Annotated in this window: 17 protein-coding genes; 7 read left to right on the forward strand and 10 right to left on the reverse strand. The window is 65.6% G+C overall.

The window, feature by feature from the left end; all coding sequences use genetic code 11:
- Window positions 1–1,222 (reverse strand): chromosome segregation SMC family protein (locus tag QZS21_RS05245; RefSeq protein ID WP_295581026.1); only part of this gene is annotated, 1,222 nt, incomplete at its 3' end.
- A 326-nt stretch (window positions 1,223–1,548) separates the two neighbouring features.
- Here QZS21_RS05245 and QZS21_RS05250 point away from each other — a divergent pair.
- Window positions 1,549–2,724, forward strand: a complete 1,176-nt coding sequence (locus QZS21_RS05250; protein WP_295581028.1) for a hypothetical protein — start codon at window positions 1,549–1,551, stop codon at window positions 2,722–2,724.
- 41 nt (window positions 2,725–2,765) lie between these two features.
- On the opposite strand, the gene ilvA is transcribed toward QZS21_RS05250, so the two are convergent.
- Together ilvA and QZS21_RS05260 are read right to left on the reverse strand one after the other, a co-directional pair.
- Window positions 2,766–3,986, reverse strand: coding sequence for a threonine ammonia-lyase (gene ilvA, locus QZS21_RS05255; protein ID WP_295581030.1), 1,221 nt, complete (start codon window positions 3,984–3,986; stop codon window positions 2,766–2,768).
- An 84-nt stretch (window positions 3,987–4,070) separates the two neighbouring features.
- Window positions 4,071–4,802, reverse strand: coding sequence for a ClpP family protease (locus QZS21_RS05260; protein ID WP_295581032.1), 732 nt, complete (start codon window positions 4,800–4,802; stop codon window positions 4,071–4,073).
- 123 nt (window positions 4,803–4,925) lie between these two features.
- On the opposite strand from QZS21_RS05260, the gene proB reads away from it, so the two are divergent.
- The 3 genes from proB to proC are packed head-to-tail and all read left to right on the forward strand — an operon-like array spanning window position 4,926 to window position 7,828.
- Window positions 4,926–5,732, forward strand: a complete 807-nt coding sequence (gene proB, locus QZS21_RS05265) for a glutamate 5-kinase (protein WP_295581034.1) — start codon at window positions 4,926–4,928, stop codon at window positions 5,730–5,732.
- A gap of 13 nt (window positions 5,733–5,745) precedes the next feature.
- Window positions 5,746–6,993, forward strand: coding sequence for a glutamate-5-semialdehyde dehydrogenase (locus QZS21_RS05270; protein ID WP_295581036.1), 1,248 nt, complete (start codon window positions 5,746–5,748; stop codon window positions 6,991–6,993).
- 34 nt (window positions 6,994–7,027) lie between these two features.
- Window positions 7,028–7,828, forward strand: a complete 801-nt coding sequence (gene proC, locus QZS21_RS05275) for a pyrroline-5-carboxylate reductase (RefSeq protein WP_295581038.1) — start codon at window positions 7,028–7,030, stop codon at window positions 7,826–7,828.
- Between the two features lie 505 nt (window positions 7,829–8,333).
- Here proC and QZS21_RS05280 read toward each other — a convergent pair.
- Window positions 8,334–10,610, reverse strand: coding sequence for a 5'-nucleotidase C-terminal domain-containing protein (locus tag QZS21_RS05280; protein WP_295581040.1), 2,277 nt, complete (start codon window positions 10,608–10,610; stop codon window positions 8,334–8,336).
- Window positions 10,611–10,824: 214 nt separating this feature from the next.
- Here QZS21_RS05280 and hydA point away from each other — a divergent pair, with 214 nt between their 5' ends.
- Complete coding sequence (gene hydA, locus QZS21_RS05285) at window positions 10,825–12,201, forward strand: dihydropyrimidinase (protein ID WP_295581042.1); 1,377 nt, start codon at window positions 10,825–10,827, stop codon at window positions 12,199–12,201.
- Between the two features lie 111 nt (window positions 12,202–12,312).
- Window positions 12,313–13,140: an RNA methyltransferase gene (locus QZS21_RS05290; protein ID WP_295581044.1), complete on the forward strand. Its 828-nt coding sequence runs from the start codon at window positions 12,313–12,315 to the stop codon at window positions 13,138–13,140.
- Window positions 13,141–13,382: 242 nt separating this feature from the next.
- Here the strand turns inward: QZS21_RS05290 and QZS21_RS05295 are convergent, their stop codons facing one another.
- Window positions 13,383–13,625, reverse strand: coding sequence for a hypothetical protein (locus tag QZS21_RS05295; protein WP_295581046.1), 243 nt, complete (start codon window positions 13,623–13,625; stop codon window positions 13,383–13,385).
- A gap of 250 nt (window positions 13,626–13,875) precedes the next feature.
- Between QZS21_RS05295 and QZS21_RS05300 the strand changes: the two genes are divergently transcribed.
- Complete coding sequence (locus tag QZS21_RS05300) at window positions 13,876–15,051, forward strand: pyridoxal phosphate-dependent aminotransferase (RefSeq protein ID WP_295581048.1); 1,176 nt, start codon at window positions 13,876–13,878, stop codon at window positions 15,049–15,051.
- Between the two features lie 94 nt (window positions 15,052–15,145).
- Here the strand turns inward: QZS21_RS05300 and QZS21_RS05305 are convergent, their stop codons facing one another.
- From QZS21_RS05305 to QZS21_RS05325, 5 genes are all read right to left on the reverse strand, one after another.
- Window positions 15,146–16,207, reverse strand: coding sequence for a TRAP transporter substrate-binding protein (locus QZS21_RS05305; protein ID WP_295581050.1), 1,062 nt, complete (start codon window positions 16,205–16,207; stop codon window positions 15,146–15,148).
- Between the two features lie 68 nt (window positions 16,208–16,275).
- A complete protein-coding gene (locus QZS21_RS05310; protein WP_295581052.1) occupies window positions 16,276–17,127 on the reverse strand; it encodes a CoA ester lyase in 852 nt (283 codons plus the stop codon).
- A 66-nt stretch (window positions 17,128–17,193) separates the two neighbouring features.
- Window positions 17,194–18,471 (reverse strand): TRAP transporter large permease, encoded by a 1,278-nt coding sequence (locus tag QZS21_RS05315; RefSeq protein ID WP_295581054.1) that lies wholly within the window; start codon window positions 18,469–18,471, stop codon window positions 17,194–17,196.
- Between the two features lie 4 nt (window positions 18,472–18,475).
- Window positions 18,476–18,973: a TRAP transporter small permease gene (locus tag QZS21_RS05320; RefSeq protein ID WP_295581056.1), complete on the reverse strand. Its 498-nt coding sequence runs from the start codon at window positions 18,971–18,973 to the stop codon at window positions 18,476–18,478.
- 12 nt (window positions 18,974–18,985) lie between these two features.
- Window positions 18,986–20,401, reverse strand: a complete 1,416-nt coding sequence (locus QZS21_RS05325) for a citrate lyase subunit alpha (RefSeq protein WP_295581058.1) — start codon at window positions 20,399–20,401, stop codon at window positions 18,986–18,988.
- Between the last annotated feature and the right edge of the window lie 222 nt (window positions 20,402–20,623).

Below are 20,623 nucleotides of genomic sequence, written 5' to 3' on the forward strand. Positions count from 1 at the left end.
GCAGGTCCGCGGCGGCGGCCACGGCAATGGCCTCCTGGCCCCGGAGGGCCTCCGCCTGGGACTGGGCGCCGCCGGCCTGCTCCGCCGCCTCCCGGGCCCTGGAAAGCAGTTCGTCCAGCGCCGCGCGCAACTCCCCGGCCTCCCGGTCGATCTCCGCGATGCGGCGCTCCTGCTCCTCCGCCTGGCGGTGCAGCCCGCCGGAGCGGCTGTCCGTCTCCTCCAGCTCCGTCCGGGCCCGGGCGATGTTCTCCTCATTGTGGGCGATGGTGCTCTCCAGCACGGCCACGGCGGACTCCTGCTCCTTCACCCGGCCCTCCAGGGCCGCGGCCTCGGCGCGGATGCGCTCCGCCTCCATGTCCTTCTCCTGCATCCGCTGGCCGAACCGCTCCCCCTCGGCGTAGAGGGCGTCCAGCGCGGTGCGGGCCTCGTCCCGGGCGGCCTCGGCGGCGGCAAAGTCCGCCCGCAGCTTCTGGGCCCCGGCCTTCAGCCCGTCCAGGTTCTCCAGCCAGACGGAGATCTCCAAAAGCCGCAGCTCGTCCCGGAGGACCAGGTACTTCCGGGCCTTCTCCGCCTGGTCCCGCAGCGGGTCCACCTGCAGCTCCAGCTCCGAAATCTTGTCGTTGATGCGCACCAGGTTCTCTTCCGTCCGCTCCAGCTTCCGCTCCGCCTCCTCCTTGCGGTGGCGAAACTTGGAGATGCCGGCGGCCTCCTCGAAAATCTCCCGGCGCTCCCCGCTCTTGGCGGAGAGGATCTCGTCGATTTTGCCCTGGCCGATGATGGAGTAGCCCTCCTTGCCCATGCCGGTGTCCATGAACAGCTCCGTCACGTCCTTGAGGCGGACGGACTGGCGGTTGATGTAGTACTCGCTCTCCCCGCTGCGGTAATAGCGCCGGGTGACGGCCACCTCCGACTCCTCCATGGTGGGAAAGATGTGCTCCGTGTTGTCGATGACCAGCGTCACCTGGGCAAAGCCCACCTGGGCCCGCTTGGCGGTGCCGCCGAAGATGACGTCCTCCATCTTGGCGCCCCGGAGGCCCTTGGCGCTCTGCTCGCCCATGACCCAGCGGATGGCGTCGGAAATATTGGACTTGCCGGAGCCGTTGGGGCCCACGATGGCGGTGATATCCTCTCCGAAGTTCAGAACCGTCTTATCCGGAAAGGACTTGAAGCCCTGAATCTCCAATGCTTTTAAGTACACGTTTCCACCTCTGCAAATCAACATACGATAACTAGAATAATATAGCAGACAATCCCGTCTATTTCAAGAAAAATCCGAAATTTCCGCCCAGGTGGTTCCCTCACTTGCCCGATTGTTACCGTTTTGAGATGGACGGCGCCCCGCTTTGGGCTATGATGAAAAAAAGGCATCCACCGCACTGGAAAGGAGTTCTGATGAAGCATGTTTTCCGAAGGGGATTCCCCCTGCTTTTATGCCTGCTGCTGACCGCCGGATGCGGCCGGGCGGCAGATCCCCCGCCCGCCCCGGAGCCGGACGCCCCGCCCGCAGAGACGCTCCCGCCCGCGGAAAAGGCCGCCGATCCCCGGGACATGGAAATCGTCCTGCCGGAGGAGTACCAAGAGCTGCTCCTGGTGACCACGGACTTCCCCGACGGCGGTGCCAACCCCCATTGGGTCCAGCTCCTGCTGGTCCAGGAAAAGGCCTCCGTGGAGGCCGCCCGGGCGGACGGCTTCAGCGGCGAGGGCGACGGCGTGCTCTTCGGCATCTCCGCCCTGGACCAGACCGCCTTTGAGCAGCTGTGCCAGGGGGACGGCAGCGGCTGCGAGGTCTTTGCCCGGGACGAGAGCTGGTACTACGCCCGGACCTTCCCCACCGACGTGCGGTTTTACCGCAGCGGCGGCACCGTCGACACCCAGACCGAGGACTGGAAGACCTGGGAGCGGCTGAGCGCCCTGGGGCCCCAGGTCAGCGCGGACATCATCCAGCGCAACGGCCTGACGCCGTACAGCTTGCAGGAATTTTGGAACCAGCCCTTCACCTGGGAGGGCGACCACGCCTACGTGAAATACTTCCGCTACTTCACCTTTGACGGCTCCAAGCGGGAGTACGAGACCCTGGTGCTGTCCCAGCCCGCCAGGCAGGGCGAGGGGGGAATCTGGTGCGTGGAGCGGGTGTACGACGAGTACGGCACCGTCTCTTTGACCATCCCCGCCATTGACCAGCCCATGGCGGACCACTACGCGGCGCTCCAGGCGGAGTGCGACGCCGGGCAGCATCCGGAGCTTCTCACCCCCCTGGGGGCGGCCCGGGCCTACATCCTGACCCCGGGGTATTACAACGCCCCCCCGGCGGAGGAGAGCCTGGAGCTGACGGACGGGCCGGACGGCGGCTACATGGAGACCAACCGCCGGATGCACGAGCTGCTGTCTGACCTGTTCTTCGACCGGGCGGTGGACGGCCGGGAGCTTCTGGACTGCGCGGGGAGCTTCACCTACGACACCTGGGGCGTGATGGGCCGGCGGAACTACGGCTCCGACTGGTGGACGCCCCTGAAGAAGGCCCTGGCGGAGGCCGCCGTGGGACCGGACCAGGCCGACCGGGACCGGGACATGATGAACTTCTATCTCAGCGCCTACGACCCCTACGCGGAGGCCGTGGCCGGGATGCTGCAGGCCCAGCGGGCGGCGGACGCGGAGACCTTCGACCGGGTGCTGGGGGAGTTCGACGGCGGGCAGCAGGCGCTGCTGCGGGAGGCCCTGGGATAAATAAAAAGGGGAGACCGTTCCCTCCGGTCTCCCCTTCCGCTTCAATTGTAAATGCCCTTGGAGTCCACCAGGCAGGCGTCGTAGCCCTGGTCCCGGAGGGCCTGCAAAATGGCGGTCTTGTGGTCGTGGCCAAAGGCCTCCAGCGTCACCCGCAGCTCCACCTTGCTCTGGCGGTTGATGCTGACGAACTGGTTGTGGTCCAGCTTGATGATGTTGCCGCTCTGGCCCGCCACCACCTCGGCCACCCGCAAAAGCTCGCCGGGCCGGTCCGGCAGCATGACGGAAAAGGTGAACACCCGCCCCCGGTTGATGAGGCCGTACTGCACCAGGCTTGCCATGGTGATGACGTCCATATTGCCGCCGGAGAGGATGGAGACCACGTTCTTGCCCTTACAGTCCAGGTGGCGCAGCGCCGCCACGGACAGCAGCCCCGCGTTCTCCACCACCATCTTGTGGTTTTCCATGATGTCCAGGAAGGCCTCCACCAGCTCGTCGTCCTCAATGGTCAAAAACTCGTCGATGTTGTCCCGCACATAGGGGAACACCAGATCCCCGGGGGTGCGCACCGCCACGCCGTCGGCGATGGTGACGGCGGAGGGCAGCGTCACCACCTCCCCCGCCTCGATGGAGGCCTTCATGGAGGCGGCGCCGGCGGGCTCCACGCCGATGACCTTCACATGGGGGTTCAGCAGCTTTGCCAGGGTGGACACCCCCGCCGCCAGGCCGCCGCCGCCGATGGGGACCAAAATCACGTCCACATCCGGCAGGGACTGGAAAATCTCATAGGCGATGGTGCCCTGACCGCAGGCCACGTCCAGGTCGTTGAAGGGCGGGATGTAGGTCATGCCCCGCTCCTCCGCCAGGCGCATGGCATGCGCGGCGGCGTCGTCGAACACGCTGCCGTGGAGGATGACCTCCGCGCCGTACTGCTTGGTGCGGTTCACCTTCATCAGCGGCGTGGTGGTGGGCATGACAACGGCGGCCTTCACCCCGGCCACCTGGGCGGCGTAGGCCACGCCCTGGGCGTGGTTTCCGGCGGAGGCTGTGATCAGGCCGCTGGCCTTCTGCTCCTCCGTGAGCTTGGTGGTCTTGTAGTAGGCGCCCCGGATTTTATAGGCCCCGGTGACCTGTAAGTTCTCCGGCTTCAGATAGACCTGGTTGCCGCACAGCTCGGAAAAATACTGGCTGTGCACCAGCTCCGTCTTGGAGATGACTCCCCGCAGCACGCCGCGGGCTTCCTTGAATTGATCGAGTGTAAGCATATGACCGTATCCTCATTTATCCAGATTTCAGCTTCCTGGCCGAGACGAGTCGAGAATACTATCATAGCAAATTCGGGAAAAATGTCAATCGCCGGCGCCGGCGCTTTTTTCCGCCCGCCGCTCCCGGATCTGCCGGTAGAGGCAGGACAGGCCGTCGGACAGGCCGCCCACCTGGTCGATCAGGCCCAGACGGACCGCCTCCTCCCCGTAGATCACGCTGCCCACGTCCGCGGCCATGTCGTCCTTTTCCAGCATGAGGGCCTGGAATTTTTCCCCGGAGATGTTGCTGTGCCCGGCGACAAAGGCCACGATGCGGTCCTGAAGGCGCTGGAAATAGCTGTAGGTCTGGGGGGCGGCGATGACGGTGCCGCTCATGCGGACGGGGTGGATGGTCATGGCGGCGGAGGGCACGGCAAAGCTCCGCCGGGCCGCCACCGCCAGGGGCACGCCGATGGAGTGGCTGCCGCCCAGGACGATGGAGACCGTGGGCTTGGTCATGCCGGCGATCAGCTCCGCGATGGCCAGCCCGGCCTCCACGTCGCCGCCCACGGTATTCAGAAGGAACAGCACCCCGTCCACCTCCTCGCTCTCCTCCAGCTTGGCAAGGAGCGGCAGGACGTGTTCATACTTGGTGGTCTTGGTGTTGTTGGAGGCGGTCATGTGGCCCTCAATCTGACCGATGATGGTCAGGCAGTACACCGTGCCGCTGGGCGTGCGGGTCAGGGCGGAGCCGAAGTCCAGAATGCCCTGGACGGTCTCCTTGGCGTCGGAGCTCTTCTCCTCCTCCGGCTGGGTGGGTTTTGTGGTTTCAGTCATAGTATCCCTCGCTTTCCCTGGTATTGTCCGCATTTTTATGAAAACTACACGCCCGCCGGGCTTTCTTTTTTTTGCAGCCCATGGTATACTGATGTATCATTTTGATACCGGGAGGACACGGCGGTGGATCAGACAAAACAGCGCATTGTGGTGAAGGTGGGCACCTCCACCCTCACCCACGACTCCGGCAGCCTGGACCTGCGGAGCATGGAGCACCTGGTGCGGACCCTGGCGGACCTCCACGGCATGGGCCACGAGGTCATTCTGGTCACCTCCGGCGCCATCGCCGTGGGCACGGCGAAGCTGGGCCTTCCGGAGCGGCCCCGGGAGCTGCGGATGAAGCAGGCCGCCGCCGCCGTGGGCCAGTGCCGGATGATGCACATTTACGACAAGCTGTTCTCCGAGTATAACCGCTCCGTGGCCCAGATTCTGCTGACGGGCGAGGACGTGGAGGACCCCGACCGGGCGGAGCACCTGCGCAGCACCTTCTCCGCCCTGCTGGAGATGCGGGTGATTCCGGTGGTGAACGAGAACGACTCCGTGTCCTCCGCCGAGATCGAGACCGGCCGCCACAAGGTCCTGGGCGACAACGACACCCTCTCCGCCATTGTGGCGGAGCTGTGCCGGGCGGACCTGCTGATCCTCGTCAGCGACATCGACGGATTGTACGACGCGGACCCCAAGACCCATCCGGCGGCGAAGCTCCTCCACCGGGTGGAGGCCCTGACCCCGGAGATTCTGGAGATGGCGGGGGGCGCCGGCACCTGGCGGGGCACCGGCGGCATGGCCACCAAGCTCTCCGCCGCCCGGGTGGCCATGGCCGCCGGGTGCGACATGGTGATTACCAATGGCAAGCGGATGGAGGATTTGTACGGCATCGTGGAGGGACGGGACCTGGGCACCCGGTTCCTGGCGGCGAGATCGAGATAAGGAGGAGACGCACATGACAGCATTGCAGCAGCAGGGCGCGGCGGCCAAGGCCGCCGGCTATGTGCTGGCCACCGCCGGCACGGCGCGGAAAAACGCGGCGCTGAGCGCCGTGGCGGAGATGTTGACGGCGCGGCAGGCGGAGTGGCTGGCCGCCAACGCGGAGGATGTGGCGGCGGCCCAGGAGGCGGGGATGCGCCCCGCCATGCTGGACCGGCTGACCCTGACGCCGGCGCGCATCGCGGACATTGTGGAGGGCGTGCGCCAGGTGGCGGCCCTGCCGGACCCCATCGGCCGGGTGACGAAGATGGAGACCCGCCCCAACGGGCTGATTATCGGAAAGCGGACGGTGCCCCTGGGCGTCATCGCCATCATCTTCGAGGCCCGGCCCAACGTCACCGTGGACGCGGCGGCCCTGTGCCTGAAGTCCGGCAACGTGTGCATCCTCCGGGGCGGGAAGGAGGCCATTCGCTCCAACCGCTGCGTGGCGGAGCTGATGCGGGAGGCCCTGGCCGCCGCCGGGCTGCCCCGGGACTGCATCTCCCTGGTCCAGGACACCAGCCACGAGACGGCCAACGAGCTGATGCACCTGGAGGAGTATGTGGACGTGCTGATCCCCCGGGGCGGAGCGGCGCTGATCCGGGCGGTGGCCAAGGAGGCCAGCGTCCCCGTCATCCGCACCGGCGAGGGCGTGTGCCACGTGTACGTGGACGACGAGGCGGACCTGGACATGGCCGCCTCCATCCTCTACAACGCCAAGTGCTCCCGGCCCTCGGTGTGCAACGCGGCGGAGTGCGTCCTCGTCCACGAGGCCGCCGCGGCGGCGTTCTGGCCCAAGGCGCTGCCGCTGCTGGACGAAAAGGGCGTGGAGCTGCGGGCGGACGAACAGGCCCTGGCGCTGCTGGGCCCCCGGGCTCTCCCGGCGGCGGAGAGCGACTGGGACGCGGAGTACGACGACTACATCCTGGCGGTGCGCACGGTGAAGGACATGGAGGAGGCCGTCGCCTTTATCAACGCCCACTCCACCGGCCACTCCGAGGCCATCGTCACCACCAACTACTTCAAGGCCCAGCGCTTTTTGGACGCGGTGGACGCGGCGGCGGTGTACGTCAACGCCTCCACCCGGTTTACCGACGGCGGCGAGTTCGGCCTGGGGGCGGAGATCGGCATCTCCACCCAGAAGATGCACGCCCGGGGCCCCATGGGCCTGGAGGAGCTGACCAGCTGCAAATACGTGATTTACGGCGAGGGGCAGGTGCGCTGACCCCCTCCCCGCTTTTGGAAAGGTTGTGCGGAAAATGGCAATTTTCGGTTTTCTCGGCACTGGCAACATGGGCGGCGCCCTGGCCCGGGCGGCCCGCAAGGTCCTGCCCGGGGAGCAGGTGCTGCTCTCCAACCGGACGGCGGCCAAGGCCGCGGCCCTGGCGGCAGAGCTGGACTGCCAGGCGATGGACAACGCCGCCGTGGCGGAGCAGGCGGACTATCTCTTCCTGGGCGTGAAGCCCCAGATGATGGCGGACCTGCTGGGGGAGATCGCCCCGGTGCTGGCCCGGCGGCGGGACCGCTTCCTCCTGGTGAGCATGGCGGCGGGGCTCACCACTGCCCGCATCCAGGAGCTGGCGGGCGGGGCGTATCCCGTCCTGCGCATCATGCCCAACACCCCCGTCTCCGTGGGCGAGGGCATGATCCTCTACGCAGCCGGCCCCGGCGTCGCCCCGGCGGAGGTCCAGACCTTCCTGGACGCCATGTCCCACGCCGGGCGCCTCTCCCCCCTGCCGGAGCACCTCATCGACGCCGGCTCCTCCGTCGCCGGCTGCGGCCCCGCCTTTGCGGACCTCTTCCTGGAGGCCCTGGCGGACGGCGGCGTGGCCTGCGGCCTGCCCCGGGCCGCCGCGCTGGAAATGGCCGCCCAGATGCTGTTGGGCTCCGCCAGGCTGGCCCTGGAGAGCGGCCTCCACCCCGGCGCGCTGAAGGACGCTGTCTGCTCCCCCGGCGGCACCACCATTCAGGGGGTCCGAACCCTGGAGCGGGCCGGGTTCCGGGGCGCCGTCATGGACGCGGTGATCGCCGCCTGGGAGAAAAACGCCGATCTGAAATAAGAGCGCTGCAAAGAGCGCCCGGAGCCAGTGGCTCCGGGCGCTCTTTGTAGTTGCCGGGACGGTGCCTGCGGCGCCGGTCCGGGAAGGCGGCGGGCTGCCGGGGACAGCCCTTGCCTGCCCAGGGGCGGGGATGGCTCCCGCACCTGCGGACTTGGAAGTGGGATAACTCGTCCAAGATCACAAACGGGCTCTGCGGGGCTGCTCCCCTGCCCGCGGGCCGGAAAGCGGGACAACTCGTCCAGAATCGCAAACGGGCTTCACGGGACAGCTCCCGCACCCGCAGGCCGAGACGCGGGACAGCTTGTCCAAGATTGCAAACGGGCTCTGCGGGGCTGCTCCCCCATCCGCGGGCCGGGAAGCGGTCTCCGCCGCGTACACGCCGCGGCAGAACGCCTTCCCCCGCCTCGGCCGCCCCGGCGGCGAACCGCCGCAAGGCGCTTCCGGCCCCACAGCGGCAGCGACCCGCCGTCTGCACGCAGGCGGCGGGTCGCTGAAAGGTATGGGATCAGGCTGCCTTGGCGGTCTCGGCGGGGACCACCTTCTGGCAGAAGTTCGCCAAGAACTCCGCCACCTGAGAGCGGGGGGCGGGGGCGGTGGGCATCAGCTTGCCGTCCACGGCGGCGGTGATGCCTGCGCTCAGCGCCCACTGCATGGCGGGCCGGGCGTATTCGGAGATCTGCTCGTAGTCGGAGGCCTCCTTGGCGGACATGCCGCCCTGGGTGGTGTCATACTCCATAAAGCCGGCGTAGTTGTACAGGATGGTCAAAAACTGCTGGCGGGAGATGGCGGTGCCGGGGGCGAAGGTGGTCTCGGAGGTGCCGTTGCTCAGGCCGTTCTCCTTGGCCCAGGCGATGGCCTTGGCGTAGGGGGAGGCGGCGGCCACGTCGGTGAAGGGGCTGGCGGCCTTGGGCTCGGGAGAGCCGCTCATCCGCCACAGCACGGTGACCATCTGGCCCCGGGTCATGGTGGCGTCGGGGGCGAAGGTGGTGGCGCTGGTGCCGTTGAAGATGCCGTTTTCATAGACGTACTTCACCGCGTCGAAATAGGCGGCGGTGGCAGCCACGTCGGTGAAGGGCAGGCCGTTGCTGATGGTGATGCGGCCGTCGGGCTCGCCGTAGGCCGCCGCGGTGACGGTGCCCTTGAGCGCCTCGGTGATATAGTCCATCACCACTTCGTCCATGGGCAGGCCCAGGTCGTAGTTGACGGAGGCGGCGGAGAAAGCGTAGTAGGTGTCGCCGCCGGCGGCCATGAAGTCGTTGGTGGCGATGGCATAGGTGGCCTTGGCGTCAAAGGGCTTGCCGCCCACGCTCTGGATGCTCACCCGCTGGATGCTCTTGGGGGCGTGGTAGGTGGAGCCGGGATACAGGTTCCCCTGGTCAAAGGCCTTGGTGGTGTCCACGGTGAACTGGATGCCGGAGACCTGGGGGAAGCCGCCGATGGCGGTGGGCGTGGCATAGGTGGAGGCCTCCAGGGCCTCCAGCAGCTCCGCGCCGGTGACCTTGACGATGCTCAGCGTGTTGCCGAAGGGCAGCACGGTGTTGATGTCCTTCTTGGTGATCTGCCCCGCGGCGATGGAGGCCCGGATGCCGCCGCCGTTGGTAACGGCCGCGTCCACCTGCTCGCCGTTCTTCTCCGCGCCCCAGACCAGGGCGTCGGTGATGAGGTCGCCCAGGTTGGTCTCCTCAGTGCGGTTGCCGGGGTCCTTCTCGCCGTTCAGCGCCACGGCGGTGGTGGCGAACACAGTGCCGTAGTCGTCGTCAATCTCCTTCTGGATGGCGGCGGCCCGGGCGGCCACGGCGGCGTCGGGGGTGAGGGAGATGGCATCCAAAGGGAAGGAGCGCTCGGTGATGCCCTCGTCATTGAGGACGATGGCGCCGATGGTGGCAAACTTGGTGCCGGTGGAGGTCAGCAGCGCCTCGCCCTTCGCCGGGGTGACCAGGGTGGTCTCCTTGGAGGCGATGCCCTGGGCGGGGAGCTTGGACAGCGTGGCGCCGCTCACCGCCGCCGTCTCCTCCACCGTGGAGTGGGAGTGGCCGTCGATGAAGACGTCGATGCCCTCCACCGCCTCCAGAAGGTCGGTGGAGCGGTTGCCGGTGGACTCCTCGTCGATGCCCAGGTGGCCCAGGCAGATGATGTACGCGCACCCGGCGTTCTCCAGGGCGCGGACCTGTGTTCTGGCGGTGGCGAAGAGGTCGCGGCCGCTCTCAAAGGCCAGGCCCTGGATTTTGGCGGGGTGGGCCTTGGTGGCGGTCTCCGGCGTGGTCAGGCCGAAGACGCCGATCTTGGTGCCGTCGGGGGCGGTGAACACGGTCCGCGTACCAAACGCGTTGCCCCCGGTGGTGATGGTGGCTCCGTTCACGGCGATGGGGTCGTCCATCTCCAGCACGTTGGCGGCCAGGATGGGGAAGTCCGCCTGCTCTTCCAGCGCCTTCAGGTTGTCGTAGCCGTAGTCGAACTCGTGGTTGCCGGGAGCGGCGGCGTCATACCCCGCCAGATTCATCAGCTCCACGGCGGTGACACCCTGAGAAACGCTGACGGTGGGATCGCCCTGGCTGAAGTCGCCGGCATCCAGCAGCAGCACGTAGGCGCCCGCGTCCTCGTAGGCCTGTTTCAGCGCCGCGGCGGTGGCGTAGCCGCCGATGGCCCCGTGGACGTCATTGGTGTGCAGGATGACGATGCTGCCGCTCATCTCTCCGCCCGTCTCCTCCGCGCTTGCGGTGACGGTCAGGGAGAACAGCATGGCCAGTGTCAGCAGCAGGGACAGCAGTTTTTTGCTCTTCATGATCATACCTCCTTCGTTTTCCAGGCAAGTCCTTTGCCTACATGAATTGATTATAGCATATCCAGCAAAAATAGACAAAGAAATTTCCGTCGCAAACCAAATTTTTTTGGCTTTCGCCCATAAACTTTGAGGGAATTCCCCCGCCGCCCCTGGAAATCCGGCGGCGGCGGTGGTATACTGGGATCAAACCCAACACAAGAACGGAGGGACGTGCATGAGAACACTGCTGCAGGGCGGCACCGTCATCACCGGCAACGGGATGAAGCGGGCCGACATCCTGGTGGACGGCGAGAAGATCGCCGCCGTGGGACGGAATCTGAAGCTCCGGGCCGACGCCGTGACGGACGTCACCGGCTGCCTGCTCTTCCCCGGCTTCATCGACGCCCACACCCACTTCGATCTGGACGTGGCGGGCACCACCACTGCCGACGACTTTTTCACCGGCAGCCGGGCGGCCCTCCGGGGCGGCACCACCACCGTCATCGACTTCGCCTGCCCCAACAAGGGGGAGAGCCTCCGCCACGGCCTGGAGCTGTGGCACCAGAAGGCCGACGGCCGCACCTTCTGCGACTACGGCTTCCACATGACCATCGACGACTGGAACGAGTCCATCCGGGGGGAGCTGCGGGACATGTTCGCCGCGGGCGTCTCCTCCTTCAAGATGTACATGACCTACCCCGCCATGATGGTGGGGGACCGGGATATGTACTGGGCGCTGAAGGAGCTGAAGGCCCTGGGGGGCATCTGCGGCGTCCACTGTGAGAACGCCGGGGTCATCGACGGCATGATCGCCGAGCGGAAGGCTGCCGGGGAGACCGGCCCCGCCAGCCATCCCCGGACCCGCCCCCCCTACCTGGAGGCGGAGGCGGTGAGCCGCCTGCTGCGCATCGCCCAAGCGGCGGAGTGCCCGGTGGTCATCGTCCACCTGACCAACCGGGAGGCCCTCCAGGAGGTGGAGCACGCCCGGCGGCGGGGCCAGACCGTGTATGTGGAGACCTGCCCCCAGTACCTGCTGCTGGACGAGAGCGTGTACTTTGCCGCGGACTACTCCGCCGCGGCCCGGTACGTCTGCGCCCCGCCCCTGCGGGCCAAGGAGGAGCAGGACGTTCTGTGGAAGGCCCTCCGCCGGGGGGAGATTCAGACGGTCTCCACCGACCACTGCTCCTTCACCCTGGCCCAGAAGGACCTGGGCGCGGAGGACTTCACCAAAATCCCCGGCGGGCTGCCCGGGGTGGAGACCCGGGGGGAGCTGCTCTACTCCTACGGCGTGGCCAAGCGGCGGATCGGCGCCGCCCGGATGTGCAAGGCCCTCAGCGAAAACCCCGCCCGGCTGTACGGGCTGTTCCCCCGGAAGGGGGTCCTCCGCCCCGGCAGCGACGCGGACATCGTGGTGTACGACCCGGGCCGCAGCCACGTGATCCGGGCGGAGGACTGCGCGGCCAACGTGGACTACAACCCCTACGAGGGCTTCGTCACCGCCGGGGGCATTCGGGAGGTGTGGCTCCGGGGGGCGGTGGCCGTCCGGGACGGCGCGGTTTTGGACCAGGCGCCCCGGGGCACCTATCTGGCGCGGGGCAAGTGCTCCTTGTGAAAAGACGGGCCGGGCCCTCAGGGCCCGGCCCCGTTTTGTCCGGCGGGGGCTTGCCGGTTTGGGGCGAATGGGGTACAATGGGCCTATTCTTTGGCAGTGGAGGAGGCTTTTATGGCCAACATCGTGGAAATAACCGATTTTGCGGCGCCGGAGCTGGACGTTTTCGCCCGATTGACGGAGGCACAGCTCCGCCGCAGGGTGGAGGCGGAACGGGGCGTCTTCATCGCGGAGAGCCCCAAGGTGATCCACCGGGCCCTGGACGCCGGATACCGCCCCCTCTCCCTGCTGACGGAGCGCAGGCACCTCCAGGGCCAGGCCCGGGAGCTGATCGCCCGGTGCGGCGATCTCCCGGTCTACACCGCCGACGGCGCCCTCCTGGCGGGCCTGACGGGCTATCCGCTGACCCGGGGCGTGCTGTGCGCCATGGAGCGGCCGGCGCTGCCGCCGGTGGAGGCGCTGTGCGCCGGGGCACGGCGGGTGGCGGTGCTGGAGGGCATTGTGGACTCCACCAACATCGGCGCCATTTTCCGCTCGGCGGCGGCCCTGGGCATGGACGCCGTGCTGGTCACCCCCTCCTGCGGCGACCCGTTGTACCGCCGGGCGGTGCGGGTGAGCATGGGCACCGTGTTCCAGGTTCCCTGGACCCGCATCGGGGACGACGCCGGCCAGTGGCCCCAGCCGGGGCTCCGGCGCCTGGCGCAGATGGGCTTCAAAACCGCCGCCATGGCCCTGAGCAACACGGCGGTCTCCATCGAAGACCCGGCGCTGCTGGCGGAGGAGCGTCTGGCCATCGTGCTGGGGACGGAGGGGGACGGGCTGGCGCCCCATACCATCGCCGCGTGCGACTACACCGTTCGCATCCCCATGGCCCACGGCGTGGACTCCCTGAACGTGGCGGCGGCCAGCGCCGTGGCCTTCTGGCAGCTCCGCGCCCGGTGAGGAAAAATGGCGGCCCGGCTCTCCAGCCGGGCCGCTTTCGCCTGCCAAGACGGTTCTGCAGACGGTTGCCGCCGGAGCGGGGAGGCCCCCCCTTCCGCCGCGGCGTACACGCGGCAATCCCGCCAGTGCGCAGGCGGCGCGGGCAGCCGACCGCGCTCCCCCCAAGTGCCTGCGGCACCTGGAGGACAGGCCGAACCGGCTTAGCCGGAAAACCGGACCGCCCAAGCCCGCCCGGACCGCCCCTATTCCATCCCCTCCAAGAATTGCAGCAGATGGTCCCGGGCCTCCCCGGCGCTTTGAAACGCGCCGGGCGCCCCGGTGAGGTACTGTACCGCCTCGTTCCACTCCGCAAGGGAGCACTGCTCCGCCGTCACGTCCAGCAGCGACGCCGCCACCCGCTCCGGGTTGTGGGGCACCCGCAAATCGCTGAGGTAGTCGCAGCCGGACCGCAGGGCCAGCCACTCCAAAAAATCCACTTTCTGCACTCCCGTCGCCTCCCGTTCTTCCAGCCGCCGGGGACCGCTCCCCGGCGGAACTGCCCCTAGCATTCCCGGATGAAACGGCGACCATACCGCCCGCTCTGTCTCCGGCCCCCGCATTGAAAAATCGCCCCTCTTCCCCCGCCCGCCGAGGTGCGCCTTCGCCGCGCAAGAGGCCCCGGGGCCTCTTGCAAATTTTCCCGGAGCCGCTATAATAGAGGCATCATCACTCAAAAGATGCGAGGAGGGCCCCACCATGTTTGAACACGCCGTCGCGGACCGCATGAGCCGCCTGCACGCGGAATCCGCCTTCAAAATCCTGGCCCAGGCCAACGCCCTGGAGGCCCAGGGCCGCAGCATCATCCACTGCGAGATCGGCCAGCCGGATTTCAAAACCCCCCGGCACATCATCGACGCCGCCTACCAAGCCATGAACGACGGCTACACCGGCTACTCCCCCACCCCCGGCTATCCCCAGGTGCGGGAGGCCATCGCGGCCTACGCCTCCGCCTACAAGCACATCTCCACCGACGCGGAGGAGGTGGTGGTGGTCCCCGGCGGCAAGCCCGTCCTGTTCTACACCATGCTGATGCTGTTGGAGCCGGGAGACGAGGTCATCTACCCAAACCCCGGCTTCCCCATCTACGCCTCCTGCATCCGCTTTGCCGGCGGCGTCCCCGTCCCCATGCCCCTGCTGGACCAAAACAACTTCCGGCTGGACCTGGAGCAGTTCCGCAGCGCCATCACCCCCAAAACCAAGCTGGTGCTGCTGAACAACCCCTCCAACCCCACCGGCGGCATCTTCGAACCGGAGGACATCCGGGCCATCGCGGACATCCTGCGGGACCGGCCGGACATCTTTGTTCTCTCCGACGAGATCTACGACCGCCTGGTGTTTGACGGCACCCCCTGCTCCATCGCCTCCCTCCCCGACTTCAAGGACCGTACCATCATCCTGGACGGCTTTTCCAAGAGCTACGCCATGACCGGCTGGCGCATCGGCTACGGCATCATGCACCGGGAGCTGGCCAAGCAGATGGAGCTCTTGATGGTGAACTCCAACTCCTGCACCGCCGCCTTCACCCAGATGGCCGCCATGGCCGCCCTCCAGGGACCCCAGGACGCGGTGGAGGAGATGCGCTCCGCCTTCCGGCAGCGGCGGGACTGGCTGGTGGCGGCCCTCAACGACATCCCTGGCATCACCTGCCGGACGCCCCGGGGCGCGTTTTACGCCTTCCCCAACATCTCCTCCTTCGGCCTGAAAAGCGACGCCTTCTGCCACCGCCTCCTCCAGGAGGCAGGCGTGGCCGCCGCCTGGGGCACCTCCTTCGGCGAATACGGCGAGGGCCACTTCCGCCTCTCCTACGCCAACTCCCTGGAAAACCTGAAAATCGCCGTGGACCGCATCGCGGCCTTCACCCGGACGCTCTGAGCCCGGACCTCCCCCCGCGGCAAACACCCCCGGAGCCAAAAGGCTCCGGGGGTGTTTGCATCATGAGCGCGGGATGGGGTGTTCCCCGTGCGGCTCACAGGTATTTCTCGTAGTCCACCTCCGCCAGGTCCAGCAGCTCCCGGCCGGCGTCGCCGTATGTCTGGATGAAATAGGCCCACACGGCGCCGGCCCTCTCCCGGAAGGCCGCCAAGTCAACCTCGTTGACCTCCATGCCCTCCTCCTTCAGCTCCTGGAGAAGCGCGTCCTCCTCCACCAGAATCTGCTGGCGCTCCCACTGTCCGACCTCTTTGCCGTACGTCATCAGCAGCTCCTGCAGCTCCGGCTGATACTCGTTCCACTTGACGGCGCTGAACATGAAGGCATAAGCGGAGTAGATGTGACCGGTCAGGGACAGGTATTTCTGCACCTCGGACAGCTTATTCATCTGGATAGTGGCCAGCGGGTTTTCCTGGCCGTCAATGGTGCCCTGCTGGAGCGCCGTGAACACCTCGCTGAAGGTCATGGAGATGCCGGAGGCACCGCATTCATCAAAGAATTTGCCCCGGATATCGGAGGACGCAATGCGGATTTTGAGGCCCTTCAGATCGTCCGGCGTGATGATCGGCCGCACGTTGTTGGTCATGTGGCGGAAGCCGCCGATGGAGAGGAAGTCAACCATCACCGCGTTGCAGCCCTTTTCAATGATTTCGGCCACCGCGTCGCCAAAGGGCCCGTTGTACATCTCTTGATACTCTTCAACCGTGTCCTTCAGATAGGGGACGTCCACCACGTTCATCAGGGGATCATACTCCGACAGGGCGGCCGTGCCGGTGAAGGTGGCGTCCAGCGTCCCCTGGACGATTTGAGAAACCATGTCCGAGGAGCTCCCCAGCGTGCCGCTGGGGTAAATTTCGATGGTTACGGCGCCGCCGGTGGCCTCGGCAATCTTCTCGGCCAATTGTTCGCAGGCCCGGTGCGCAGCGTGGCTGGCGGAGTTGTCGTGGCCGATGCGGATGGTCCGCCTCTCCCACTGCTCCCCGCCGTCGGAGGCAGCGCTGCCGCCAGGCGCATCGTTCGTGGCGGCGGGCGCTCCGCAGGCGCAGATGGAAACGGCCATGGCGCAGGTCAAAAGCAGCGCGGCAAATCTTTTTTTCATAGTGGTTCTCCCTTTCTGAAATTCATCCCCCGGCCGCCAGCCGGATGTTCTGAGCGGCGTCTTCCTGTTCATAGGCCTGCACGCGCCAGGAGTTCCCTGGCACGCTGAATAACGGGAATGTCCACCATCCTTCCATGCACGGAGACGGAGCCCCTTCCCTGATTTTCGGGCAGCATGGCGGCCTCGACAATCATCTGTGCCTCCCTGATGGCCTCCTCCGGCGGCGCGAACCCCCGGTTGATGAGTTCGATTTGCGCGGGGTGTATGCAGGATTTAGCCATCATGCCCATATCCCGCACATGGGCAACCTCCCGTTCCAGGCCCGCCGCATCTTTGTAATCCACAAAGACGGTATCCGACGGGATCACGTGATAGGCAACGCAGCTGAGAATGAAACGGGAGCGGGCATACTCGAACTGTCCGCCGCCGGGGTCCCGGCGGATGCGCATATCTGTTGCCAGGTCCTCGCCGCCAAAGGAGGCAAAGGGCGTGTAGGGCAGGATGCGGAATACCTCGGCCATCTCCTCAAAGCCACGGGCGGTCTCGATGATGGGAATGACGGGAAGCAGCCTTCCAGTGCGTTCAAACAGGTCCTTCAGCGGCTTCACCATGGCCTCCGCATTGCTGCGGTCGCCCTTTGGCAGGAAGATGGCCGCCGGCATACTCTCCTCCACAGCCCGCATGTCCTCCGCCAACATCCCCTTTTCCGGACTATTGATGCGAATGGCGACGACCTCCGCGGCATGGGGCTCCTTCAGAAGACGGCATATCAGCGCCCGGGCCTCCGGCTTTTTCTCGGGCAGAACGGAGTCCTCCAAATCGAGAACCACGGCGCAATCGCTGCGCTGGAGCGATTGCAGGATCTTTTTCTCCTGATCGCCCGGGGTGAACAAAAACGCTTTTGCGGCGAGCAGCTTCATAATTTCCACCTCGTAACAAGAGCCTTGCAGGCTCTCTTTTTCGTGTGTACGCAGTCGGGGACAGGCTCACATGAGCCGCGAGGGAAGGAACATGGAAACCTGCGGAAAGGCCGCCAGGACGATGAGGGCGAGAATCTGAACGGCAACCCAGCCGTAGATGGGCTTGAACGTCTCCTCCAGCTTGACGCCCGCGATCCGCGCGCCGGTGAACAGCCGCACGGCCAGCGGCGGGGTGCAGCCGCCCACCATGATGCAGACAACCACCAGAACGCCGTAGTGGATAAGGTCCACTCCCACCGCGGACATCAGGGGCGCAAAGATGGGCGTGGTCAGCACAATGATGGGAGTCGCCTCCATAAAGGTGCCCAGGAACAGCAGTACCAGCAGCGCCAGGGCCATGATGACATAGCGGTTGGAGCTGATGGACAGGACGAACTGGGACATGCTCTGCGCCACATTGGTGGCGGTGATGATCCAGGCCAGGGCCTGGGACACCCCGATGATAAACAGGATCAGCGCGGAGCTGATGGTGGCCTTCTTCAAAACGCCGAACAGCATGTTTGGCTTCAGCTCTCTGTAAATGACCATGGCCAGAAACAGCGAGTACACCACGGCGGTGGTACCGGCCTCGGTGGGCGTGATGATACCGGTCATGACGCCGCCCAGAATGATGACCGGCGTCATTGCGGGAAGCAGCATATCCAAGCAAATTCCGAGGGCCTCCCGGGAGGTGTAGGTGCGCCGGGTGCTGACCCCGTACCCCTTCCTTTTCGCTATGACGGCATTGACGACGATGAAGGACGCCGTGATGAAAACGCCCGGGACAACGCCGGCCATAAACAGCCGCCCGATGGACTCGCCCGAGGCCACACAGTATACCACCATGGGAATGCTGGGCGGGATCATGATGCCAAGTCCCCCGCAGGCCGCCAGCAGGGCGGCTGAATAGCCTCTGCCGTAGCCCTGCTTGGTCATCTCCGGAATGACAATCCCGCCAATTGCGGCGGTGGTGGCCACGCCGGAGCCGGAGATGGCGCCGAAGAAGGCGCTTCCCAGGGCGCCCACGGCGCCCATGGCGCCGGGAATGCGGTTTAGAATCATGTTGACAAATGCCAGAATCCGGGGCGTGCAGCCGTAGGCCATGATCTCGCCGGCCAAAATAAACAGCGGAAGCGCCAACAGGGTGAAGGAATTCATGCCCTCCACCGTCCGCTGCGCGACGATGGCAATGGGAAATCCGTTGGTGCACACATACAGCAGGCTGGTGATCCCAATGGAAAACGCCACCGGTACGCCGATCAGCAAAATGACGATGAGAAACAAAAACGCAACGCCGAAGGACATCCCCTCACCCCTCTTCTCTCTTGTCCCGCCCGGCGGACGGATGGGATATCTCCCGGAACCTTCTGACCACACGAAGCACCGCCAAACCAGCCATGATAAGCAAAAACACGGGCAGCACCGCATAGACCAGCCCCATATTGATGTGGGCGCCTGTGGAGGTTCGCAGCGACTGTGCCGCCACCACTCCAACGGAGGCATCGGCCACTACCACGCAAAAAACCACGCAGGCGATGTCAATGAGCTGCAAGGCCAGGTCCCGGACGCGCGGAGGCAGCTTATCTAGGAACAGGGTAATCCGAATATGGGAATCCGTTTTCATGGCCTCCGTGGCGCCGATCATGCCGAGGACGATCATGAGGTAGGTGGGCACCTCCTGCGCCCAGTTGAAGGAGTGGTTGAAGACGTACCGCGAGATCACCTCCGTGAACGTGGACAGGACAATCAGCAAAAAAGCAATGCCGCCCACAACCTCCAAAATGTTGTCAAACCAGCTTTTTTTCATACGCTTCCTCCCTCACGAATCGGATTTCCACACGGTGTCGATCTGGTACTGTCCGCGGTGGTAGACATGGGCAACCGGCTCCGCGCCGTGCCGGCGTTCCACCGGTGCTTCGCCGAGGACGGCGGCCCGGCGCTGCATGTCGTGGATATCCACCACGGGCAGCCCCGCGCTTTTCAGCCGGTACGCCAGCTCCTCCCTGCCCGGATTGACGGCAATCCCCACCTCCGTCACCACCACGTCCACATCCTTCCCCGGCGTAACGACCGTCGCCACGCGCTCCACCACGCAGGGATTCGCCCTGCGCAGCAGGGGCAGGGCCAGTATGGTGACCTTCGCCCCCTCTGCGGCATCGCTGTGGCCGCCAATACCACCCACAATCTTTCCCCCGGCATCGGTGAGGCAGTTGCAGTTGAAGTCCACGTCCACCTCTGTGGCGCCCAAAACCGCCACGGACAGCTGGTCCACCAGAGCGCTCTTGGCCGTGGGGCTTGCGTAGTGGGAAGTGGACACCTCGGCGTGACCGGGTTTGCCGCAGGATGCAATGCCGTGGACATCCGCGGTCTGGGGGTCCATGAGGGCCCGGAACGTGTGGTCCGCCAGCATGTCCACCTGCTGCTTTGTAATCAGTCCCAGCATGAAATCGCCCCGCTTGTGGCTAGCCCGCATCGTATCCGCCAGATACCGGTTCACCGCCATGGCGATGCCGCCGGCACCCGCCTGATAGCCGAAGGGAACCGCATCCATCATGCCGGAAAACTGAATCACCTTCGCCGCATGTTGGGCAATCAGAAGCCGGGCGGGGTCCTTCGTCATCACCACCACGCCGGACTGAATCCCGGCCGGGTCCCCGATGCGCTCCACCGCAACCACATAGTCCACCCGGGATTCCGGAATAGAGTAGTCCTCCACGGGATAGGGAACCAAATTGTCTGTAATGGCAATCACCTTATCGGCGTATTGGGCGTCCACCATGGAGTACGCCATCGTCCCAAAGGCCGAAGGGCCGCGCTTCCCCGTCATGTTGCCCATGCAGTCGCAGGTGGGGGCACCGATAAACGCAACATCAATCTGAATCCGGCCGGTCTCCACCATGCTGGCCCGGCCGCCATGGGAATCCAGAAGCACCGGCTTTTGAAACGCCCGCCCCTCGGATACCATGGCCGCCAGCTCTCGATTGGAGATGCCCGTGCCCTCAAATGCTGTGATGGTGCCGTCCCGCACGGCATCCGCCGCGTTCCAGCAGTCAAAGACACCGCTGCAGTGAAGAGTCAGATTTTTAATGCCCAGGGACCGGATCGCTTCGTACACCTGGTTGAACACCAGATCCCCATTCCGGAAATTGTGATGGAACGAAATTCTCATTCCATCCCTCAGCCCCGCAGCCTGGATGGCCTGCCGCAGGGAGCAGACAATCTTTGTATCTCTCACAGTTTGCCTCCTCGGTCTGAAATCAGTTGATACGCTCTGCACAAACTGGACCCAGCCACCTCCTCCGCTGAAAGTTTGGTTGTACGGCAAATCGGCCAACTTGCTCTTTCTTTTTGCGACAACTTGTGATATCTTTTGTATAAACTTATCATATCAGGTCGGCTGCATTCCGTAAAATATGTAAAAAAATAACAGGCATAACAAAATGGTTATACCTGTCGG

It is taken from the genome of uncultured Oscillibacter sp., assembly GCF_900544955.1.
Classification (GTDB): domain Bacteria; phylum Bacillota; class Clostridia; order Oscillospirales; family Oscillospiraceae; genus Oscillibacter.